The organism is Rhizobium sp. BK251 (genome assembly GCF_004345245.1).
In the GTDB taxonomy this organism is placed as follows: Bacteria; Pseudomonadota; Alphaproteobacteria; order Rhizobiales; family Rhizobiaceae; genus Rhizobium.
Genome location: NZ_SLUQ01000003.1, coordinates 107,014 through 125,670, shown reverse-complemented (window position 1 = coordinate 125,670; position 18,657 = coordinate 107,014). Strand labels below are relative to the sequence as shown.

16 protein-coding genes and 1 pseudogene are annotated in these 18,657 nt (G+C 63.5%); 8 read left to right on the top strand and 9 right to left on the bottom strand.

The annotated features are described in order from the left end of the window. Positions 1-157: 157 nt before the first annotated feature. Positions 158-835, top strand: a complete 678-nt coding sequence (locus EV286_RS07660) for an alpha/beta hydrolase (protein ID WP_132956440.1) — start codon at positions 158-160, stop codon at positions 833-835. Here EV286_RS07660 and EV286_RS32420 read toward each other — a convergent pair. Continuing rightward, positions 789-1,025: pseudogene (locus tag EV286_RS32420) on the bottom strand (hypothetical protein); the annotation flags it as partial. The gene EV286_RS07660 and the pseudogene EV286_RS32420 overlap by 47 nt on opposite strands. A gap of 4 nt (positions 1,026-1,029) precedes the next feature. Next, positions 1,030-2,172, bottom strand: a complete 1,143-nt coding sequence (locus EV286_RS07650) for an anhydro-N-acetylmuramic acid kinase (protein ID WP_132956439.1) — start codon at positions 2,170-2,172, stop codon at positions 1,030-1,032. A 121-nt stretch (positions 2,173-2,293) separates the two neighbouring features. On the opposite strand from EV286_RS07650, the gene tyrS reads away from it, so the two are divergent. Further along, positions 2,294-3,547, top strand: a complete 1,254-nt coding sequence (tyrS, locus tag EV286_RS07645; RefSeq protein ID WP_132956438.1) for a tyrosine--tRNA ligase — start codon at positions 2,294-2,296, stop codon at positions 3,545-3,547. 51 nt (positions 3,548-3,598) lie between these two features. Here the strand turns inward: tyrS and EV286_RS07640 are convergent, their stop codons facing one another. Further along, complete coding sequence (locus EV286_RS07640) at positions 3,599-7,000, bottom strand: AsmA-like C-terminal region-containing protein (RefSeq protein ID WP_132956437.1); 3,402 nt, start codon at positions 6,998-7,000, stop codon at positions 3,599-3,601. Between the two features lie 122 nt (positions 7,001-7,122). Between EV286_RS07640 and EV286_RS07635 the strand changes: the two genes are divergently transcribed. From EV286_RS07635 to EV286_RS07610, 6 genes are all read left to right on the top strand, one after another. Next, positions 7,123-7,590 carry a peroxiredoxin gene (locus EV286_RS07635; protein WP_132956436.1) on the top strand — a complete coding sequence of 156 codons (468 nt, stop codon included), beginning with the start codon at positions 7,123-7,125 and terminating at the stop codon, positions 7,588-7,590. A 13-nt stretch (positions 7,591-7,603) separates the two neighbouring features. Next, positions 7,604-8,437 (top strand): ferritin-like domain-containing protein, encoded by an 834-nt coding sequence (locus EV286_RS07630; protein WP_132956435.1) that lies wholly within the window; start codon positions 7,604-7,606, stop codon positions 8,435-8,437. Between the two features lie 82 nt (positions 8,438-8,519). After that, positions 8,520-9,812: a M23 family metallopeptidase gene (locus EV286_RS07625; protein ID WP_207909767.1), complete on the top strand. Its 1,293-nt coding sequence runs from the start codon at positions 8,520-8,522 to the stop codon at positions 9,810-9,812. 121 nt (positions 9,813-9,933) lie between these two features. Beyond that, positions 9,934-11,331 carry a carbohydrate porin gene (locus EV286_RS07620; RefSeq protein ID WP_245500646.1) on the top strand — a complete coding sequence of 466 codons (1,398 nt, stop codon included), beginning with the start codon at positions 9,934-9,936 and terminating at the stop codon, positions 11,329-11,331. Between the two features lie 213 nt (positions 11,332-11,544). Beyond that, entirely contained in the window at positions 11,545-13,041 is a 1,497-nt protein-coding gene (locus tag EV286_RS07615) for a DEAD/DEAH box helicase (RefSeq protein ID WP_132956434.1), read from the top strand. Beyond that, positions 13,041-13,463 (top strand): NUDIX domain-containing protein, encoded by a 423-nt coding sequence (locus tag EV286_RS07610; protein WP_132956433.1) that lies wholly within the window; start codon positions 13,041-13,043, stop codon positions 13,461-13,463. Before EV286_RS07615 ends, EV286_RS07610 begins: the two co-directional genes overlap by 1 nt. Positions 13,464-13,468: 5 nt before the next feature. On the opposite strand, the gene EV286_RS07605 is transcribed toward EV286_RS07610, so the two are convergent. Genes EV286_RS07605 through EV286_RS07580 form a run of 6 tightly spaced genes read right to left on the bottom strand, consistent with a single transcriptional unit; the run spans position 13,469 to position 18,651 of the window. Beyond that, positions 13,469-13,786 carry a TfoX/Sxy family protein gene (locus tag EV286_RS07605; protein WP_132956432.1) on the bottom strand — a complete coding sequence of 106 codons (318 nt, stop codon included), beginning with the start codon at positions 13,784-13,786 and terminating at the stop codon, positions 13,469-13,471. Positions 13,787-13,792: 6 nt separating this feature from the next. Continuing rightward, entirely contained in the window at positions 13,793-15,424 is a 1,632-nt protein-coding gene (locus EV286_RS07600) for a molybdopterin-binding/glycosyltransferase family 2 protein (protein ID WP_132956431.1), read from the bottom strand. Further along, the gene (locus tag EV286_RS07595; protein ID WP_132956430.1) at positions 15,421-16,128 is read right to left on the bottom strand and encodes an XdhC family protein; all 708 of its coding nucleotides are present in this window, start codon (positions 16,126-16,128) and stop codon (positions 15,421-15,423) included. The genes EV286_RS07600 and EV286_RS07595 overlap by 4 nt, the downstream gene beginning before the upstream one ends. Then, positions 16,128-16,457, bottom strand: a complete 330-nt coding sequence (locus tag EV286_RS07590) for an XdhC family protein (RefSeq protein ID WP_132956429.1) — start codon at positions 16,455-16,457, stop codon at positions 16,128-16,130. Before EV286_RS07590 ends, EV286_RS07595 begins: the two co-directional genes overlap by 1 nt. After that, positions 16,454-17,716: a VWA domain-containing protein gene (locus EV286_RS07585; protein WP_132956428.1), complete on the bottom strand. Its 1,263-nt coding sequence runs from the start codon at positions 17,714-17,716 to the stop codon at positions 16,454-16,456. The genes EV286_RS07590 and EV286_RS07585 overlap by 4 nt, the downstream gene beginning before the upstream one ends. Before the next feature lie 5 nt (positions 17,717-17,721). Continuing rightward, entirely contained in the window at positions 17,722-18,651 is a 930-nt protein-coding gene (locus EV286_RS07580; RefSeq protein WP_132956427.1) for a MoxR family ATPase, read from the bottom strand. Positions 18,652-18,657: the final 6 nt, after the last annotated feature.

The window sequence follows — 18,657 nt, the reverse complement described above, 5'->3', positions numbered from 1 at the left end:
TCCGTCGGGCTTGCCTTATGACACGTTCAACGTTGTGTGGCGTGCCATACAAGTTTCGAATTGTTCTAAACTGCGTTTTAGAAAAGCTGACAACCTTCGTCAAGTCAACTTGTTGTCTTGCGCAGCCCGAACAGCAAAAATAACTGCCGGAGTACCGATGCCCGAAGTCATATTCAACGGCCCCGCGGGTCGTCTTGAAGGCCGCTATCAGCCGTCCAAGGAAAAAAGCGCCCCTATTGCCCTGATCCTGCATCCGCATCCGCAGTTTGGCGGGACGATGAACAATCAGATCGTCTACCAGCTCTTCTACATGTTCCAGAAGCGCGGCTTTACGACGCTGCGCTTCAACTTTCGCGGAATCGGCCGCAGCCAGGGCGAATTCGACCACGGCGCCGGCGAGCTTTCGGACGCGGCCTCGGCCCTCGACTGGGTCCAGAGCCTCCACCCCGATTCGAAGACCTGCTGGGTAGCCGGCTATTCCTTCGGCGCCTGGATCGGCATGCAGCTCCTGATGCGCCGTCCGGAGATCGAGGGGTTCATGTCGATCGCCCCGCAGCCGAACATCTACGACTTCTCGTTCCTGGCGCCCTGCCCTTCATCGGGTCTCATCATCAACGGCGACTCCGACAAGGTGGCCCCGGAGAAGGACGTCAACGGCCTCGTCGAGAAGCTGAAGACGCAGAAGGGCATCCTTATCACCCACCGGACCGTGTCCGGCGCAAACCACTTCTTCAACGGGCAGGTGGAGCCGCTGATGGCCGAATGCGAGGATTACCTCGATCGCCGCCTCAACGGCGAACTGGTTCCGGAACCGGCGGCGAAGCGGATTCGGTAGATAGCTTCTTCCCTGCGGAGAGCTCGAATGTGGGACACCCTATCCCATCGATCAGCATCGGCATGCGGGAACGCATGCCGATTTTTGTTAGTACCCTTGGCGAAGCAATATTGTCCGGGTGCGTGAAGGCAATGAATTGCCGAGCGAAGCGGCACTCTAAGAACCAACTCGACAGCGCTCACGCGATTTCCGGCTCATCGCCGGGCGCGATCCTCGGCCCCGGCAAAGACGCCCCCGCTGACCGCCGTGCGAACACCGGTCGTCCCGGGATAGGTGAGCGGCAAGCCCTCGAGCGAGCGGACTGCGAGGTAGGCCCAGGCTTCGGCCTCCATCGCATCACCGTCGAAGCCCGCGTCCTCGGCGGTGACCACCTCGGTCATTTGCTGGCCAGCAAGGTCGGAGAGATCCTGCAGCAGCACCCGGTTCAGCCTACCGCCGCCGCAGACGATGTAGAGCGACGGCTTTTGCGGCAGGTGGCCGACCGATTTGATGATCGCAGCCGCGGCGACGTAGGCAAGCGTGCGCGCGCCATCGGCAAGCTCGGCTTCGCTGCCCGACGGTGGGAGGAAGTCGTTGCGGTCGAGCGAACGGCGCTTCTCGGCGGTGAAGAAGGGATTGTCGAGATAGCGCTCCGCAAGCTCCGAAACGATCCGTCCCTCGGATGCAATCATTCCACCCTGGTCGAAAGGAATGCCCGCATGTCCCTCGACCCACTGGTCGATGAGCGTATTCCCAGGCCCGCTGTCATAGGCAATGATCTCGCCGCCGGCACCGACATAGGTGATATTCGAGATGCCGCCGATATTGACGAAGCAGACCGGCAGCGTCGCGTCCTTCATGCCCTCGGCGAGTGCTGCGTGATACGCCGGCACGAGGGGTGCACCCTGACCGCCATGCACCATGTCGTTGGCGCGCATATCATAGACGACCGGTATCCCGCACTCCCGCGCCAGCAGCGCACCGTCGCCGATCTGTACCGTCAGGCCTTCGTCGGGCCGATGCAGGACCGTCTGCCCGTGGAAGCCGATGACGTCGATATCCGACGGCCTAAGGCCGTTTGCACTCAGAAATTCCCCAACGGCAGCCACATGACGTAACGTCAATTCGCGTTCGATTTCCGAGAGATCGCCCGGCCGCTCCTCGCGTTTGCGGATGGTCTTGGCCGTTTCCAGCGCCGATTTCAGGCGATTGCGGAACGCGGAATCATAGGCCGTGCCGGCGAAGGGTCCCCGTTCCACCAGGGCGTCTCCGTCTGTGCGCAGAAGCGCGACGTCTATACCGTCCATGGACGTGCCACTCATCAGCCCGATCGCCGTCCGTGCTTGCGTACCTGCCATATCTTCCCTCGCAAAAACATTCGGCGCCGAATAGTGCACTTTCCGCAAAACAGTGCTAAACGCGCCGCGACGTTTCAACAACCTCCATTCCCCGAAATAGGTCACCCGAAAGACGAAGGCCATGTCCGAGTTCAAATCCGATTTCCTCCGCACCATGAAAGAGCGCGGCTTCATTCATCAGATTTCAGATGAATCCGGCCTCGACGATCTTTTCCGGAAGGAAACGGTGACGGCCTATATCGGGTTCGATCCGACCGCACCGAGCCTGCACGCCGGCTCCCTCATCCAGATCATGATGCTGCACTGGCTGCAGGCGACGGGCCACCGCGCCATTTCGCTGATGGGCGGCGGCACCGGCATGGTGGGCGACCCGTCCTTCAAGGAAGAAGCCCGCCAGCTCATGACCATCGACACGATCGAGGCCAATATCGCCTCGATCAAGCGCGTCTTCTCGAACTACCTCACCTATGGTGAAGGTCCGAAGGACGCGCTGATGATCAACAACGCGGACTGGCTGCGTTCGATCAACTATCTCGAATTCCTACGCGATGTCGGCCGGCACTTCTCCGTCAACCGCATGCTGGCCTTCGACAGCGTCAAGACACGTCTCGACCGCGAACAGTCGCTTTCGTTCCTCGAATTCAACTACATGATCCTTCAGGCCTACGACTTCGTGGAACTGGCCAAGCGCTACGACTGCCGTCTGCAGATGGGTGGCTCCGACCAGTGGGGCAACATCGTCAACGGCATCGACCTCGGTCACCGGATGGGGACACAGCAGCTCTATGCGCTGACCTCGCCGCTGCTGACGACGTCGTCAGGTGCCAAGATGGGCAAGTCGGCGACCGGCGCAGTCTGGCTGAATGCCGACCTCTTGTCGGCCTATGATTTCTGGCAGTACTGGCGCAATACCGAGGACGCGGACGTCTCCCGATTCCTCAGGCTCTACACGACACTGCCGATGGCCGAGATCGAAAAGCTTTCTGCTCTGGCGGGCTCGGAAATCAACGAGGTGAAGAAGATCCTCGCGACGGAGGTCACAGCGATCCTCCACGGCCGCCAGGCAGCCGAGCAGGCAGCAGAAACGGCGCGCAAGACTTTCGAGGAAGGCGGGCTTGCCGAGGACCTTCCCTCGGTCGATGTCCCGTCCGCCGAACTCGACGCAGGCGTCGGTCTCCTGTCCCTGTTGGTGCGCGCCGGCCTCGCCGGTTCGAACGGTGAAGCCAGGCGCCACGTCCAGGGCGGAGCCGTTCGCGTCAACGACCAGTCGGTTAGCGACGAGCGAAAGCTGGTCGGCAGCGCCGAAGTCACGGCCGAAGGCGTCATCAAGCTTTCGCTCGGCAAGAAGAAGCACATCCTCGTCCGTCCCGCCTGATAGGGGCGCGACGGGAAATGCCCGAGGCCGGCGGAACACCCGCCGGCTTTTTTATTGGAACTCGAAGATCTGACGGAACACGCCGGGCGCGATGAGCGAGAGCGGATTGATCTGCAGGTACGGCGAATCGAACTTGCCGGTGAGCCTGAAGGTTATGCCGATCAGCCCCCGGTCCGAGCCGTTCCCGAGCAGCACACCAATGAACGGCAACTCGGCGAAAAGGCGATTCAGGCCGTAAGCCGGCATGAAGGTGCCCGTCATGTCCATGTTGCCGTTGCGATCGCGTATCGTGCCCTGGAAGGTGGCCCCGACCTGATCGCCGCGTGCCACGCCGTTCTCGATGGTGATCACACCTCCGCGCGATACGATCCTCGCAAACCCCCGCTGGAAGCGCTGGGCGCTTGTGTCGATGTCGCGCCTCACCGCGGAATTCAGGCTCCGCTGGTCGTCTCCGACGGGCGTGGAGACGATCGAGCGTAGGCGCTGCTCATTGACGAGCGCGAAGCGGCGGATATCCACCGACCCGCTCCAGTTGTCGCCGGCTCCCATGTTGATGGTGAGATTGAGCAGCCCGCCGTCCATGTGACGATAGAAGTCGGCGAACCGGGCCGTCGCGCCGGCGTCGCCGCTGGTGATGTAGATGGTCCCGTTTCCGCCATCGCCGGTCATCTTGGTCACGACTGCCTGGCCGCTGTCGGTCACGCCGGAAAAGTTGAGCGCCCTCAGACGCCCGCCGCGCGTCGAGTACAGCCCTTCGAAGTTGTCGATCGACTCATCGTTGAAGCCGACGATCCTGCCAAGCTTGATGCGAACCGCCACCGCGGCCGAACTGTCGCCATCACCGCCAGCAGGCCCCGCAGACTTGAGCCGCGCCAGGATGGGACGGGCATCAGCGGCGGCGCCCGACACGGAAACATCATAAGCGCCCTTGTTGCGGTCAACCGATACGGCGAAATCGTCGACTGATGACAGCTTGACGCTGGACAAGTCCGCTGAAACGAGCCCCCCTTTCCCGACCAGGAGCTCGCCGTCGGCGCCAAAACCGTCTCCCTTGAGCTGGAAATCCTTGATCGACGTCGCGTCAGGGGGACCGGATGCCTCGAATTCGGCGCTCGCCGCGATGCCGGCCCCCTTGGTCCAGCCCACCCAGGGCACGACCAGCGTCGCCTGGGTAAGGTCGACCTTCACCGCCTGGCGGTCATCATCGAGACGCGTCAGCTCGACCTTTATCGTCCCGTCGATGAGGCTCGAAAGGCCCGGCATCACCCCTTCCCGCTGGGAGTTGTTGAGGGTCATCGTAATGACCCGCTCCCTCGGCGTGCCTGAAGATGCGGAGGTCGGTTCCACGAGGCTGAGCTCCGCTGGAATGCCGTCGATCTGGGCCTTGCCGTCGATGCGGACAGATTGGGGGTCGGCGTCGAGTTCGCCTGCGAAATTCGTGATCTTGCGGCCCGCGATCTCCTTGCCGACATCGAGGTCGGTCAGGTGCATTGTCGCCTTCCAGTCCGGCGCCGGCGGATCTTGCGACTGGACGAGGCCAAAACGCGCCTCGACACTGGCCGTCACATTGCCACGCAGCTCGTCAGGCTGGAAACCCGTACGCTGCAACACCTGGATGGGTTTGTAGGTCAGGAGCTCGGCGATGGAATCGGCCGTGCCCGAAACATCGAGATTCAACTGAGCCATCAGCGGCTTTTCAAAGGTGGACGGAATCACGAAGCGGCCAGTGCCTACCGTTACCGAACGCCCCGACGCGAAGTAGGACGTGCCGCCCTTGATATCGACTGTCACGACCGACCCCGCCACGTCGACATGGCCGACGGTGTCGCGGATCGGCGGAATGGCGCCGGCGACGTTCATGCGCGTGTCGGCGATATCGAGAGTGATGTGCAGCTGTTGTTCAGTGAGCCGCAGACCACGACCAATGGCGGCGTCGAGCGCGCCGGCAGGAATGAAGACGGAAATCGAAGCGTTGCTGACAGTGCCGCCGAAAAGGTTCTGCTGCACCCAGTTCCTTGCCCGCGTCGCCATCCAGAATGGCCACAGCTGCTTGACCGCCGCAGTCTGTATCTGTTGCGACTGCCCGACGAAGCTGATCTCGGGAGAGCTGTCGCCAAGCTTGACGTGAAGCGAACCGTAGAGCGCGCCCAGGGGGCTCGACACCGTGAGACTGTTGAACTGCAGCTCGCGGCCGTCTGTCAGGTAGCGCCCCTCCGCATGGGCGTCGAATGCGAGCGCCGCCTCGCCGGAGGCCGCTGTCGCAGCCGTCCCTCCGCTGACGAGGAGGTCTACCCCGAAGCCCTTGCCCGCACTCGGGTCCAGCTTGTCCAGATCGATCAGCGCGCCCGTAAAGGGAATGTTCGTCGCCGCGAACTGGGCATTTGACTTCAGTATCTCCAGGGTTCCCGCAGCGCCGCTGTAGGCCAGATTGATTTCCGCACCCGACAGTTCCTGGCTGTTGCCATCCATGAAGAACTCGCCCGGCTTGACGGCGATCTCGGCGGTAAGCGACGGCGCGGGACCGGCATCCGCGCGCTTTGCCGAAACAGTCACGTCGGCGAGGCTGCTGATTCCCTGCCGGGGCTCGCCTGCGGCGTCCCTGCGCAGCATGAAGGGCGTAAGGTCTGCATTGGCAAGCGTCGCAGTCAGCGATGCCGCACGGCCGGCCACCTTCTGCGCAGTGACATTCAGCTGCGCGACAGCACCGTCGACGGCGATTTCACCTGAAAGCTGCAGCGTCTCCGGCGCCGTGCGGGCAAGGGAAAGGTTGTCGACGACCAGCGAAAGCGGCTTGCCATCGCCGCTATCGAACTTGAGGTCGAGCCCCGATATGCGCACCGAATCCGTACCGCTCCGCGCAACGAAATTGTCCAGTACGTCGAGGTTCGAGAACACGGATTCGAGCCCGGTCGGGATCGCGTCAACGCGCATGTCGGCCAAGGTCAAAGGATCGCCGGACGGCAGAAGCGCCGTATCGAGCGCAATGCCCTCCGCCTCGATGTCGGTCACGGAGATATGCCCCCGCAACAGGGCCAGGGGATCCAGCGCCATGCGCATGACGGCCGTCGTCGAAAGATGCTTCCCGCTTTCCTGGTCGACCAGATTGACGTTCCGCGCCTCGAGAGCGAGCCGAAGGCCGGAATCAAAACGGATAACGGTGGAACCGACCTCCGCCTTGTAGCGAGGGCCGATCGCCATATCGAGCGCCATCTGCGCGTTTCGCGAAAGCGGCGCATCGAACATCCCGCCTTCGACTGTCGCGACGAGCGCGCCGATAAGCAGCGCCAGGACAACGATGATCAGACCGCAGAATTTCGACAAGCGCCGGACGTGGGATGGCGACTCCGGGCAATGAACGATCAGAGGATCCTCGACCTGCGCTGACGGCAGGTGATGAAGGGAGACGATATCTTTCTTGCGAAATGTAACCTTTTCGCCTCGGATCACTCCCATTCGCTTCACTGGTCTCCTAAATATGGGATAAGCCCCTCGCCCCGACTGGACGACTACACCGTTCAATATATATGCGGGACGCTAATAGTCATCCGAAAACCCGGCAAAAGAAAGGTTTCCACATGGCCGAACCCGGCATTGGCGATGCTGCTCCGGATTTTGATCTGCCCCGCGACGGCGGTGGCCGCATCTCCCTTTCCCAGCTTCGGGGAAGCCCCATCGTCCTGTTTTTCTACCCCAAGGACGACACCGTCGGCTGCACGGCCGAATCCCTCGCCTTCACGGCACTCGATACCGAATTCAAGTCGGTCGGCGCAACTGTCATCGGCATGTCGCCCGACTCGGTCAAGAGCCACGACAAGTTCTGTAAGAAGCACGGCATCTCCGTCATCCTGGCCTCCGACGAGAGCACGGCAACGCTCCAGGCCTACGGTGTCTGGAAGGAGAAGAGCATGTATGGCCGACGCTTCATGGGCGTCGAGCGGACGACCTTCCTGCTCGCCCGCGACGGCTCGATCACCACCATCTGGCAGAAGGTCAGGGTTCCCGGCCACGCCGAGGCGGTGCTCGAAGCCGTAAGAAACCTCTGACGGACGTGACGTGATGGCGACAAGCGGCGACTCAGGAATCACCTCGCTGCGTGGCGGAGCGATCGACGCGATCCGGTCCTGCGATCTCGACCGCAAGACGGCCCTGGCGCAGGAGACGGCGAGCCGCTGGTTTGCCCGCTCGCTATCACTGCGCTCGCCGCTCGATGCCGTGATGCCCGATCGGCCGGGCCGTCCGGACCGACCGGTCCTGATTCCGCCGAAGCTGGTCGAGAAGCGGTCGCTTCATACGCAGAAGGGGCGCATCGCCCTGCTGCACGCCATTGCCCATATCGAGCTCAACGCCGTCGACCTCGCGCTCGACATCGTCGCGCGCTTCGCTACCGAGCCTGTTCCGAACTCGTTCTTCGATGGCTGGATGCAGGTTGCCTATGAGGAAGCCAAACACTTCCGGCTGGTGCGCCAGCGCCTGCGCGATCTCGGCGCCGACTATGGCGACCTGCCAGCCCATGACGGCCTCTGGCAGGCGGCCCATGCCACCCGCAACGACCTGACGGCGCGACTGGCAGTCGTGCCGCTCATTCTGGAGGCACGCGGGCTCGACGTGACCCCGGCACTCCAGGCAAGGATGCGCGAGACCGGCGATCTCGAGAGCGCGGCGATTCTCGACGTCATCTACAACGACGAAAAGGGCCATGTCGCGGTCGGCGCAAAGTGGTTCCGTTTTCTCTGCGCCCGCGAGAAGCGCGATCCCGCGCAGGCCTTCCGCGAGCTCGTGCGCGCCAACTTCCGCGGTCCACTGAAGCCGCCGTTCAACGATATCGCCCGTGCGGAGGCCGGCCTGACACCGTCCTTCTACCGCTCGCTGACGTCGACGAGCAACGGCTGAGCGGCCGGATTTCAAGCAATTATTAACCTTAACAGTGTGTAATCAACCCAAGGACGCAAAACGCATCATTGGGGGAAATTCCGTGGCCAACGGGCATCAGAACCGGCTTTTCGGAAAGCGGGCGCAGGAGCACATCATCATCCTCGCAAGCGGCGACAAGATCCGCCACATGACCGTCAAGCCGTGGATGGCCGCCCTCGTCTTCTGCTTCGTCGGCGTCGCCGTCATCGGCTACCTGCTGGCGACCTCCTATCTCGTGCTGCGCGACGACCTGATCGGCGCGACGATGGCGCGCCAGGCACGCATGCAGCATGACTACGAGGACAGGATCGCGGCGCTGCGCGCCCAGGTCGATCGCGTCACTTCCCGCCAGCTTCTGGACCAGCAGCTCGTCGAGGAGAAGGTGGACAAGCTCATGGAACAGCAGATGGCGCTTTCCTCGCGCCACGGAAAACTCGGCTCGCTCCTCGACCGGGCCGAAAGCTCCGGCCTCATGGACCGGAGCTCTCCGGTACAGTCCTATGCGCCCGAAGCGACGGGCAAGCGCGCATCGCTTTCGGGCGGCGTCAAGGCGATCGAAAACCTCCTTGCCGGCACTGCGCCAGCCGAAACGGCCGATGCAAGCACGCATGGCGACGTCGGCCTGCGCGAGACGATTGCGGACCACGCCGATCGCATCTTCTCCAAGGTCACGTCGTCGCTGAAGAACATCGAACAGGACCAGCGGATGCGAGTCGAGCAACTGACGGAAGATGCCGGAGAAACGGCGGATGCGATTGCCGGCGTACTGAAGCGCGTCGGCGTCAGGATGCCGGCCGCACCAGTTGCCGCATCCGACGACAGCGCCGTGGGTGGCCCGCTCCTTGCGCCGGAAAGCGAGGACCAGTTCGATGCCTCGCTTGCAAGGCTCGACGGCGCCCTCAATCGCCTCGACATGGCGCGCGACACCGTCGAGAAGCTTCCATTCCGCAATCCGGCGGCCGGCAAGGAGATCACCAGCCCCTTCGGGAACCGGATGGATCCCTTCATCGGTCGCCTCGCCCTGCATTCCGGCATGGATTTCCGTTTTGCGCCCGGAGAGAAGGTCTTGGCGACCGCGCCAGGCAGGGTGACCGCCGCCGGCTGGACCGGAGGCTACGGCAACATGGTCGAGGTCGACCACGGCGACGGCATCGCAACGCGCTATGGCCACCTCTCACAGATCCTCGTCAAGATTGGCGACACGGTCCAGACGAACGGCACCGTCGGCCTTGCCGGAAGCACAGGACGTTCAACAGGAACGCATCTGCACTATGAGGTCCGCAAGGACGGCGAACCGATCGACCCGATGCACTTCATCACGGCCGGGCTGAAGCTCGCGAGCTACATCCACTGACGCCGAGCGGGCGCCGCCTCGCGATATCCCGATCATCCTCACTCGGCCAAATTGACCCTCGCGCCCTTCGGCTCTAGACCTGACCATGCGGAAACGCATGAAGGATTCGGAGAGGCAGCAGATGCGGGACCGACCCGCTTTTCCGGGCAATGTCATGGTGTGCGGCCGGGCCGGGGTGGCGCTGGCACCGACGCTTGCATTTCTCCTGCTTCTTGCGGGTACGGGCGCGCGCGCCGACGACGCGGCGGCTCCGGCCTACGCCGACTCGGCGCTGACGGGCGATTGGGGCGGGTACAGGACGCGGCTCTACGACGCCGGCGTGGCCCTGACGATAAACCAGACCAGCGATTTCCTCGGCAATGTTTCCGGCGGACTGCAGCGCGGCACCGCCTATGACGGCCTGTTCGAACTCCAGGGTGATTTCGACATGGAGAGGCTCGTCGGCTGGGAGGGCGGCAAGATCCACGTTTCCGGCTATGCGATCCAGGGGCATGGCCTTTCCGAGAAGGACATCGGCAACCTCCTGACGGTCACATCGGTCGAGGCCGAGCCGGGCTTCCGGCTGGGCGAACTCTACATCCAGCAGGATCTCCTCGGTGACAAGGTGACGCTGAAGGTGGGGCAGATACTGGCGGACCAGAACTTTGCCATCAGCAACACCGCCAGCCTCTTCGTCAATTCGACCTTCGGCTGGCCGGGCCTCTTTGCCGTCGACCTGCCGGGCGGTGGTCCGGCCTACCCCTTCGCCGTCCCGGGCGCGCAGCTGATCGTCCGGCCCGATGACGCCTGGACCTTGCAGGCGGCGATCTTCAACGGCAATCCGACAGGTTCCGATCCAGACGGCAACGCCAACGGGCTCGGATTTCCGATCGGCGACGGGGTCCTTGCCATCGTCGAGGCCGCATACGCCTACACACCGGACAAGGGCGCGCCCGGCTTGCCGGGGACGTACAAGCTCGGCGCCTGGTATGATTCAGAGCAGTTCGACAGCCTTTCCACCGCGGCGAACGGCGTCTCGCTTGCGGACCCCGCCGCAAGCGGTGGTCCCGAGCGCCTGGATGGAAGCTTCGCAATATACGCCATCGCAGACCAGACGCTGTGGCAGGAGCCGGGAAGCACCGACAACGGCCTCAGCGGCTTCGCCCGGGTAGCAGTCGCGCCGCAGCAGGACCGCAACACCATCGGCTGGTATTTCGATGCAGGCCTCGCCTACAAAGGTCCGTTCAAGGGGCGCGACAACGACACGGTCGGGATAGCATTCGCCTATGCAAGCATGAGCGCGGACCTCGCCGACCAGGCCAGAGCCGAGAACAGCCTGTCCGGCACGCCAGGGCCGATACCCCAGTCAGAAGCGGTCATCGAGGCCTCCTACCAGGCCGCCGTCACGCCCTGGTTTTCGCTGCAGCCGTTCTTCCAGTATGTCATTCGGCCGGGCGGAAACGCGCCGGATCCGGACAGGCCGGGCTCGGCGATCAGGAATGCGGCGATCTTCGGATTCAGGACGGCCGCGACATTCTGAACAGCTCTGCGCACGCAGCAACCATACCGTGCAGCAGCCACCCTAAATATGAAAGGATGCCATTTCTTAACTGCTTCTGCTCCCAAAGCAGTTGGAACGACCCGATTTCCTTGACTTGCAGGCGTTTTCAGACTATGTCGCCCAGCATCGCGGCACCCAGATCGTGCCGACTCATAAGTGTTCGACCGAACCGGAACGGAAACAGATTTCCCTTTGACAACATTTGCTGACCTTGGCCTTAGCCAAAAAGTACTCTCCGCCGTTGAAGACGCAGGCTACACTACCCCCACCCCGATCCAGGCCGGCGCCATTCCGTTCGCCCTGCAGCGGCGCGACATCTGCGGCATAGCACAGACCGGAACCGGCAAGACGGCCTCTTTCGTTCTTCCCATGTTGTCGCTGCTGGAAAAGGGCCGCGCCCGCGCGCGCATGCCGCGCACGCTGATCCTGGAACCGACGCGCGAGCTCGCAGCGCAGGTTGCGGAAAACTTCGAGAAATATGGCAAAAACCACCGCCTGAACGTTGCCCTGCTGATCGGCGGCGTTTCCTTTGAGGACCAGGATCGCAAGCTCGAACGCGGCGCCGACGTCCTCATCTGCACGCCCGGCCGCCTGCTCGACCATTTCGAGCGCGGCAAGCTCCTGATGAGTGGCGTCGAGATCTTCGTCATCGACGAAGCCGACCGCATGCTCGACATGGGCTTCATCCCTGATATCGAACGCATCGCGAAGATGATCCCGTTCACGCGCCAGACGTTGTTCTTTTCGGCGACCATGCCGCCGGAGATCCAGAAGCTGGCCGACCGCTTCCTGCAGAATCCCGAACGCGTCGAGGTCGCCAAGCCGGCCTCCGCGGCCGAGACGGTCACTCAGCGTTTCGTCGCATCCCACGGCAAGGACTACGAAAAGCGCGCCACCCTGCGCGACCTCGTCCGTGCGCAGACCGACCTCAAGAATGCGATCATCTTCTGCAATCGCAAGAAGGACGTCGCGGACCTCTTCCGCTCGCTGGAGCGGCACGGCTTCTCCGTCGGCGCCCTGCACGGCGACATGGACCAGCGTTCGCGCACCCTGATGCTTCAGAGCTTCCGAGACGGTAACCTCCAACTGCTCGTCGCTTCGGATGTCGCGGCCCGCGGCCTCGACATTCCGGATGTGAGCCACGTCTTCAATTTCGACGTGCCGATCCACTCCGAGGACTATGTCCACCGCATCGGCCGCACCGGCCGTGCCGGCCGCTCGGGTGCCGCCTTCACGATCGTCACGAAGCGTGATGTCAAGTATGCCGACGCCATCGAGAAGCTCATCGGCCAGAAGGTCGAATGGCTGAATGGCGACCTCGCAGCCCTGCCGCCCGCCGAAGACAGCGGCGAGAGCGACCGTCCGCGCAGGGGCAAGGAGCGCGGCGACAGGGAGAGACCCCGCGGCCGCAGGGAAGCTTCGGGTCACAAATCTGATATCAAAACCAACGATATTGAAGCAGACACCAGGGAAGAAAAACCAGCAAGGGCAGATGGCGTGAAGAACGAGCGCAGAACAGAACAGAAGCCGCATAACGGAGCGCGCAACGCACGTCCCTACCCCGCCAACGATGACAACCGCGAGCGCCGCAGCCGCTACCACCGCGACCATGACGACGGCCCGACCCCGGTCGGCTTCGGCGACGACATTCCCGCCTTCATGCTGATCGTGGCCAACGCCAAGGCCTGATGGGCGCCCCCGGCATCGATTTTCCAGGCCTTGGAGTCGGTCTCGCCATACTGCGGGGCGGCAAGATTCTCCTCTACAAGCGCGTGAATGCGCCCGAGGCCGGCTTCTGGAACATCGTTGGCGGCAAGGTCGACCATATGGAACGGGCAGCAGACGCTGCCCGTCGCGAGGCAGAGGAAGAGACGGGCCTTGCCATCGGCAAGGTCGAAATGCTCTGCACAACTGAGCAGATCATTGCTGCCGACCACCAGCATTGGGTTTCGATGATCTACGTCGCCCGCGACGTCGAGGGTGAACCACGCCTGATGGAACCGGACAAGCTGTCGGACCTCGGCTGGTTCGGCCGCAACGATCTGCCCAGCCCGCTTTCGGCCTTCACGCAAGCGGCGATCGAACTTCTCTCCCCGGAAGACCTGAAATAGGGTGCTTAATTGGCGCGCAACGCTGCTTCATAGGCGAGCCGCACCCAGCCGGCCATGACATCCGGATCGTCGAAGGCATCGTCAGGGATCGACCAGTAAGGCATATTGACGGCTTTTCCCTTCTTGCCCTCATAGGCCCATTGCGTCGCGCCGGCGGCGGCAAATTCCCGCGCGCTCTGGTCGTCGGCCTTCAGCAGCATCTCGCCGCGCACTTCGACGGCAACGATCCTGCCCATGTGATAGATGCCCTTGCCCCCGAACATTCGCTTGATCGTCACCGGGCCGAGCGCCTGAAACATTTCCTCGATTGCCGCATTGTCCATCGCCGCCTACCCCTTCAGCACGCCGCCGGCGGCAATGATCGCTTCCGGCGTATCGACGTCGAGATGCGCTGCGTCGCCGATATCCACGTCTATGACCGGCAGTCCGGACGTCTCGACGATATGGCGTGCGCCGATGTCGCCTTCCAGACGCATCACCGCGTCGCGCAGGGATCGCGGCAGGATGACCGGATTGCCGCGCTTGCCGCGCGACACTGCCCGCACGACCGCCTCGCCATTTTCCTTGCGGAAGGCAGCCACAAGCAGTTTCAGGTCCTGGGCGGTCAGGCCCGGCATGTCCGCAAGCATGACCAGGATACCATCGGCGTCCTGAATTTTCGAGGAACCCACACCGGCAATCAGCGAACTTGCCATACCGCTCGCAAAATCGGGATTGTGCACGAGCTCGACCTTGAGCCCGGATAGCGTCGCGGCGATCTCCTCGCCGCGGTAGCCGGTCACGACGACCACATCGGCACTGCTTTTCAGAGCGGCCTCGGCGGAGCGGCGCACGAGCGGCACCCCGTCGAATTCCGCCAGCAGCTTGTGATGGCCGCCGTCGCCCATGCGGCTCGCCCGTCCCGCGGCCAGCAGGACAACGGCAACGGATAACGACTTCATCGGTTTCTCCACGGCATCACGCGGCCTCGGCCTGGTCTGGATCTCCATGAGAAGGCCGCCGACGCCCATCGCGCCGATCTCCTCCGCCGTCGGCAACTCGCCGGCGAGGATGCGATCCAGCACCCAATCGAAGCCGTTCTCCTTGGGGCTGCGTGCGCAGCCCGGAGCGCCGACGACCGGCACGCCTCCGACCTGACCGAGCACGAGCAGGTTGCCCGGATCGACCGGCATGCCGACCCTTATCACCTCGCCGCCCGCAAGCCTGATCGCATCGGGAATGACGTCGTCGGGATCGATGACCGCAGAGGCACCGAAGACCACGATGAGCCTGCGTGCATCGTCCTCTGCCTGCCTGGCGAAACGGATCGCGGTCGCGACCGGCGCGGCCCTGTGCGCAACCCGCTCCTCATGACTGACGACGCTGCCCGAAGCCTGCAGTCGCTGGGCAAGGATGCGCGCGGTCTTGTCCATGACGGACTGCTTGAGCGACGGAAGCTCAGTCGCGATGAGCGAGACCGAATGTGGCCGGAAGGGCCTGACCTCGAAAACCGTCGATTGCTCGAGGATCTCGACAGAACGCTCGATCTTCTCGGCCGGCACCGCAAGCGGGATGATCTTGAAGGTCGCCACCATGTCGCCGGCATGGACGGCCGCGTGATCGGCAAGACAAGCGAGCGTAATGGCGGGATCGACGCGATTCAGGCGGTCGACCGCCACCTTGTCGGCAACGAAGACACCGTTGACAGTGGAATAGACGTTGACCCGCCCAGTCGTGGCGTCCGAGAAACGCAGGTGATCCGGCGTGATGGCAGCGGCAAGACGGCGAGCCGCCTCGTCTTCCATAAGGTCGCCCCTTTCGAGGCGCGCGGTGATCACGCTCCGCAGCCCGGCCCGCAGAAGATGCTCGATATCGGCGCCTTCGAGAACATGTCCCTTGGCGAAGACGCCTTCCGGGAGCTTGACGGAATGCGCGAGAATAGCGCCCTCTGCCTGCTCGAGCGGGGTGTCGCCGAAGATCATGGTCTTGCGTCCCTTGCCCCGGAGACGTCGCGCGTGCGCAGACACTGGATGATCTCCGCCAGGATCGCCACTGCAATCTCGGCCGGACTTGCGGCCCCGATGGCAACGCCGATCGGGGCGTGGATGCGGGCGAGTTCGGCTTCGGCGAAACCGGCGGCCTTCAGGCGCTCGAGCCGGGTCGCGTGGGTCCTGCGGCTGCCGAGCGCTCCCACATAGAAGCACTCTTCCCGCAGTGCCTCCCCGATCGGAAAGTCGTCGATCTTCGGATCGTGCGTTACCGCGACAAGCGCCGTATAGCGATCCAGCGGTCGTTCCTTCAGCACGTCGACCGGCCAATCGGCAACGAGATCGATACCGGCGAAGCGCTCCGGCGTAGCAAAGGCGGTGCGCGGATCGATGATGCGGATATCGAAGCCGGCTACTCCGGCCATCTGCGCCAGCGCCTGGCTGATATGGACCGCACCGATCACCACGATATGGGGCGGCGGAAGATGGACGTTGAGGAAGAAGGATCCGCCGTCGGCCTCCACCATTCCAGACCTGCCAGAGCGAAATGCGGCGGCAACCGCCTCGCCGAGCGCTCCGTCGACGGGCTCTCCTTCGACGAGCACGCGATCCCCGCCGCCATCGATGTCGGTGATCAGCACGACGGCCATGCGCTCGCGCCGGGCGGCATTGAGCCGCTTCAGATCGGCGAGTTCCATCAGGCGAGCCTTTCAACAAAGACGCGGATGCGCCCGCCGCAAGAGAGGCCAACCCGCCAGGCGGTCTCGTCGGCGACGCCGAATTCGAGCATCTTCGACTGTCCGGAGCCAATGATATCAAGCGCTTCGGCGATCACGGCTCCCTCCACGCAACCTCCGGAGACGGAGCCCTCGAAATTGCCGTCCGCGTCGATGACGAGATGGCTGCCTGCCGGGCGCGGTGCCGAACCCCAGGTTTCCACGACGGTCGCGACCGCGACGTCACGGCCCTGCGCCTTCCAGTCCTCCGCGACATCAAGAGGATCAAGATTTGAGACTGTTTCTGTCATGAATGACCTCCCAGTTTACCCATATACCGGCGCGGATCGAAGTCGCCCGAACGGCCCGCCCCAAGCGCCGCTGCAAGATCCGCCAAGGATATCAGATTGTGTACGGGACGAAATTCGTCAACGTGCGGCAACATGGCGCGTACGCCACGGGCACGCGCCTCGAAGCCGTCGAAGCGCAAGAGCGGATTGAGCCAGATCAGGCGGCGGCAAGAGCGGTGCAGCCGATCCATCTCCTGCTGGAGAAGGTCGACGCCCTCGCGCTCGAGTCCGTCGGAAATGAGCAGGACCACCGCGCCCTGGCCGAGGACGCGGCGCGCCCAAAGCCGATTGAACTCCTTCAGCGTCTCGCCGATGCGTGTGCCGCCCGACCAGTCCTTGACGGCGGCGGCGCATTCCTCCAGCGCCTCGTCGGGATCCTTGTGGCGCATCTGGCGGGTGACATTGGTAAGCCGCGTGCCGAACAGGAATGTGTGCACGCGCCGCCGCTTCTCCGTCAGCACATGCAGGAAATGCAGGAATATGCGCGTGTATTGGCTCATGGACCCGGAGATATCTGCAAGCACGACCAGGGGCGGCTGCAACTCCTTCGCCTCGCGGTAGCGCGGCAGGATAAGCGAGCCGCCGGTGCGCAGGGCTGCCCGCATCGTTCCGCGCGGATCGACCTGGCGATGCACATGCGATCGGGCAAAGCGGCGTGTCGCGACCGTATCGAGCGGCAGCTGGAGCCGCGCAAGCTCACGCTTCGCCGCCGTGATCTCGGCAACCGACATCTGCGCAAAATCCATGCGCCGCAGCACCTCTGAGCCCGATGTCGTGAACCTCGCGTCCACTTCGATATCCGGTTCTTCGCGCGTCTTCCGCCTGTCCTGCCGATCGCTGACCAGCGCGTCGGAAACGCGCGCGTCGCCGGGCTTCGGCTTTTCCTTCTCGCGGTTGTCGGGAGCAATCGGCGACATCATCGCGATCATCTTCTGCACGAGATCACGCGACCGCCAGAAGAGGCGGAAGGCCTCGTCGAAGACAGCCTTGTCCTCATGGCGCTTGACGAAGACGGCAAAGAGCGCGGCGTGAAACTCCTCGCGAGAGCCGATGCCGATGGCACTGACGGCCTCGATGGCGTCGGCGACCGCCGCCGGACCGATCTTCAGCCCCGCCCGTCTCAATGCGCGGGCAAAGAAGACGATGTTGTCCGCAAGCCGCCCGTCTCCCGGCGGTATCGGCGGCACGATGGCACCATCTTGCGGAGCAATCCCGGCCATGGCTGTTATCCTGCCGCCTGGAAATCCGCCTTCACCTCGTCGAGCACGCGCCGCCCCTCGCCGCCTTGGATACGCGCGATGTCATCCTGGTATTTGAGCAGGGTGCCGAGCGTATCGGAGATGGTTTCGGGATCAAGCGCGAGGCGGTCGAGTTCGGTGAGCGCGGTCGCCCAGTCGATGGTTTCGGCAACGCCGGGGTTCTTGAAGAGATCGAGAGTCCGGAGCTTCTGCACATAGGCCACGATCTGCTGGGAAAGCATCGCGTTGCAGCCGGGAACCTTGCGGCGGATGATTTCGAGTTCCTGCGCCGCCTCCGGATAGTCGACCCAATGATAGAGACAGCGCCGCTTCAGCGCGTCGTGGATCTCGCGGGTCCGGTTCGTGGTGATGATGACGATCGGCGGTTCCGGCGCCTTGATGGTGCCGAGTTCCGGAATTGTCACCTGGAAATCCGAGAGCACCTCGAGCAGGAAGGCCTCGAACGCCTCGTCCGTGCGGTCCAGTTCATCGATTAGGAAGACCGGCGCTCGTCCATCGACCGGGGACAATGCCTGGAGCACAGGCCGGCGGATCAGGTAGCGCTCCGAGAATATGTCGGATTCGATGCGTCCGCGATCGGTGAGACCGGAAGCCTCCGCGAGCCGTATCTCGAGCATCTGCGCGGGATAGTTCCATTCGTAGACGGCCGAGGCGATATCGAGCCCCTCGTAGCATTGCAGCCGGATGAGGGGCCGTCCGAGGGAGGCGGACAGGACCTTCGCGATCTCCGTCTTTCCGACACCCGCCTCTCCCTCGAGGAAGAGCGGTCGCTGCATCTTCAGGGCGAGATAGATGACGGTGCCGAGAGCTCGTCCGGCCAGGTAGTCGTTGGCACCGAGCAATGCGATCGTCTCGTCGATCGAAGCCGGCAGCGAAGGTGCAGAATGATCCGGCATGTCTCC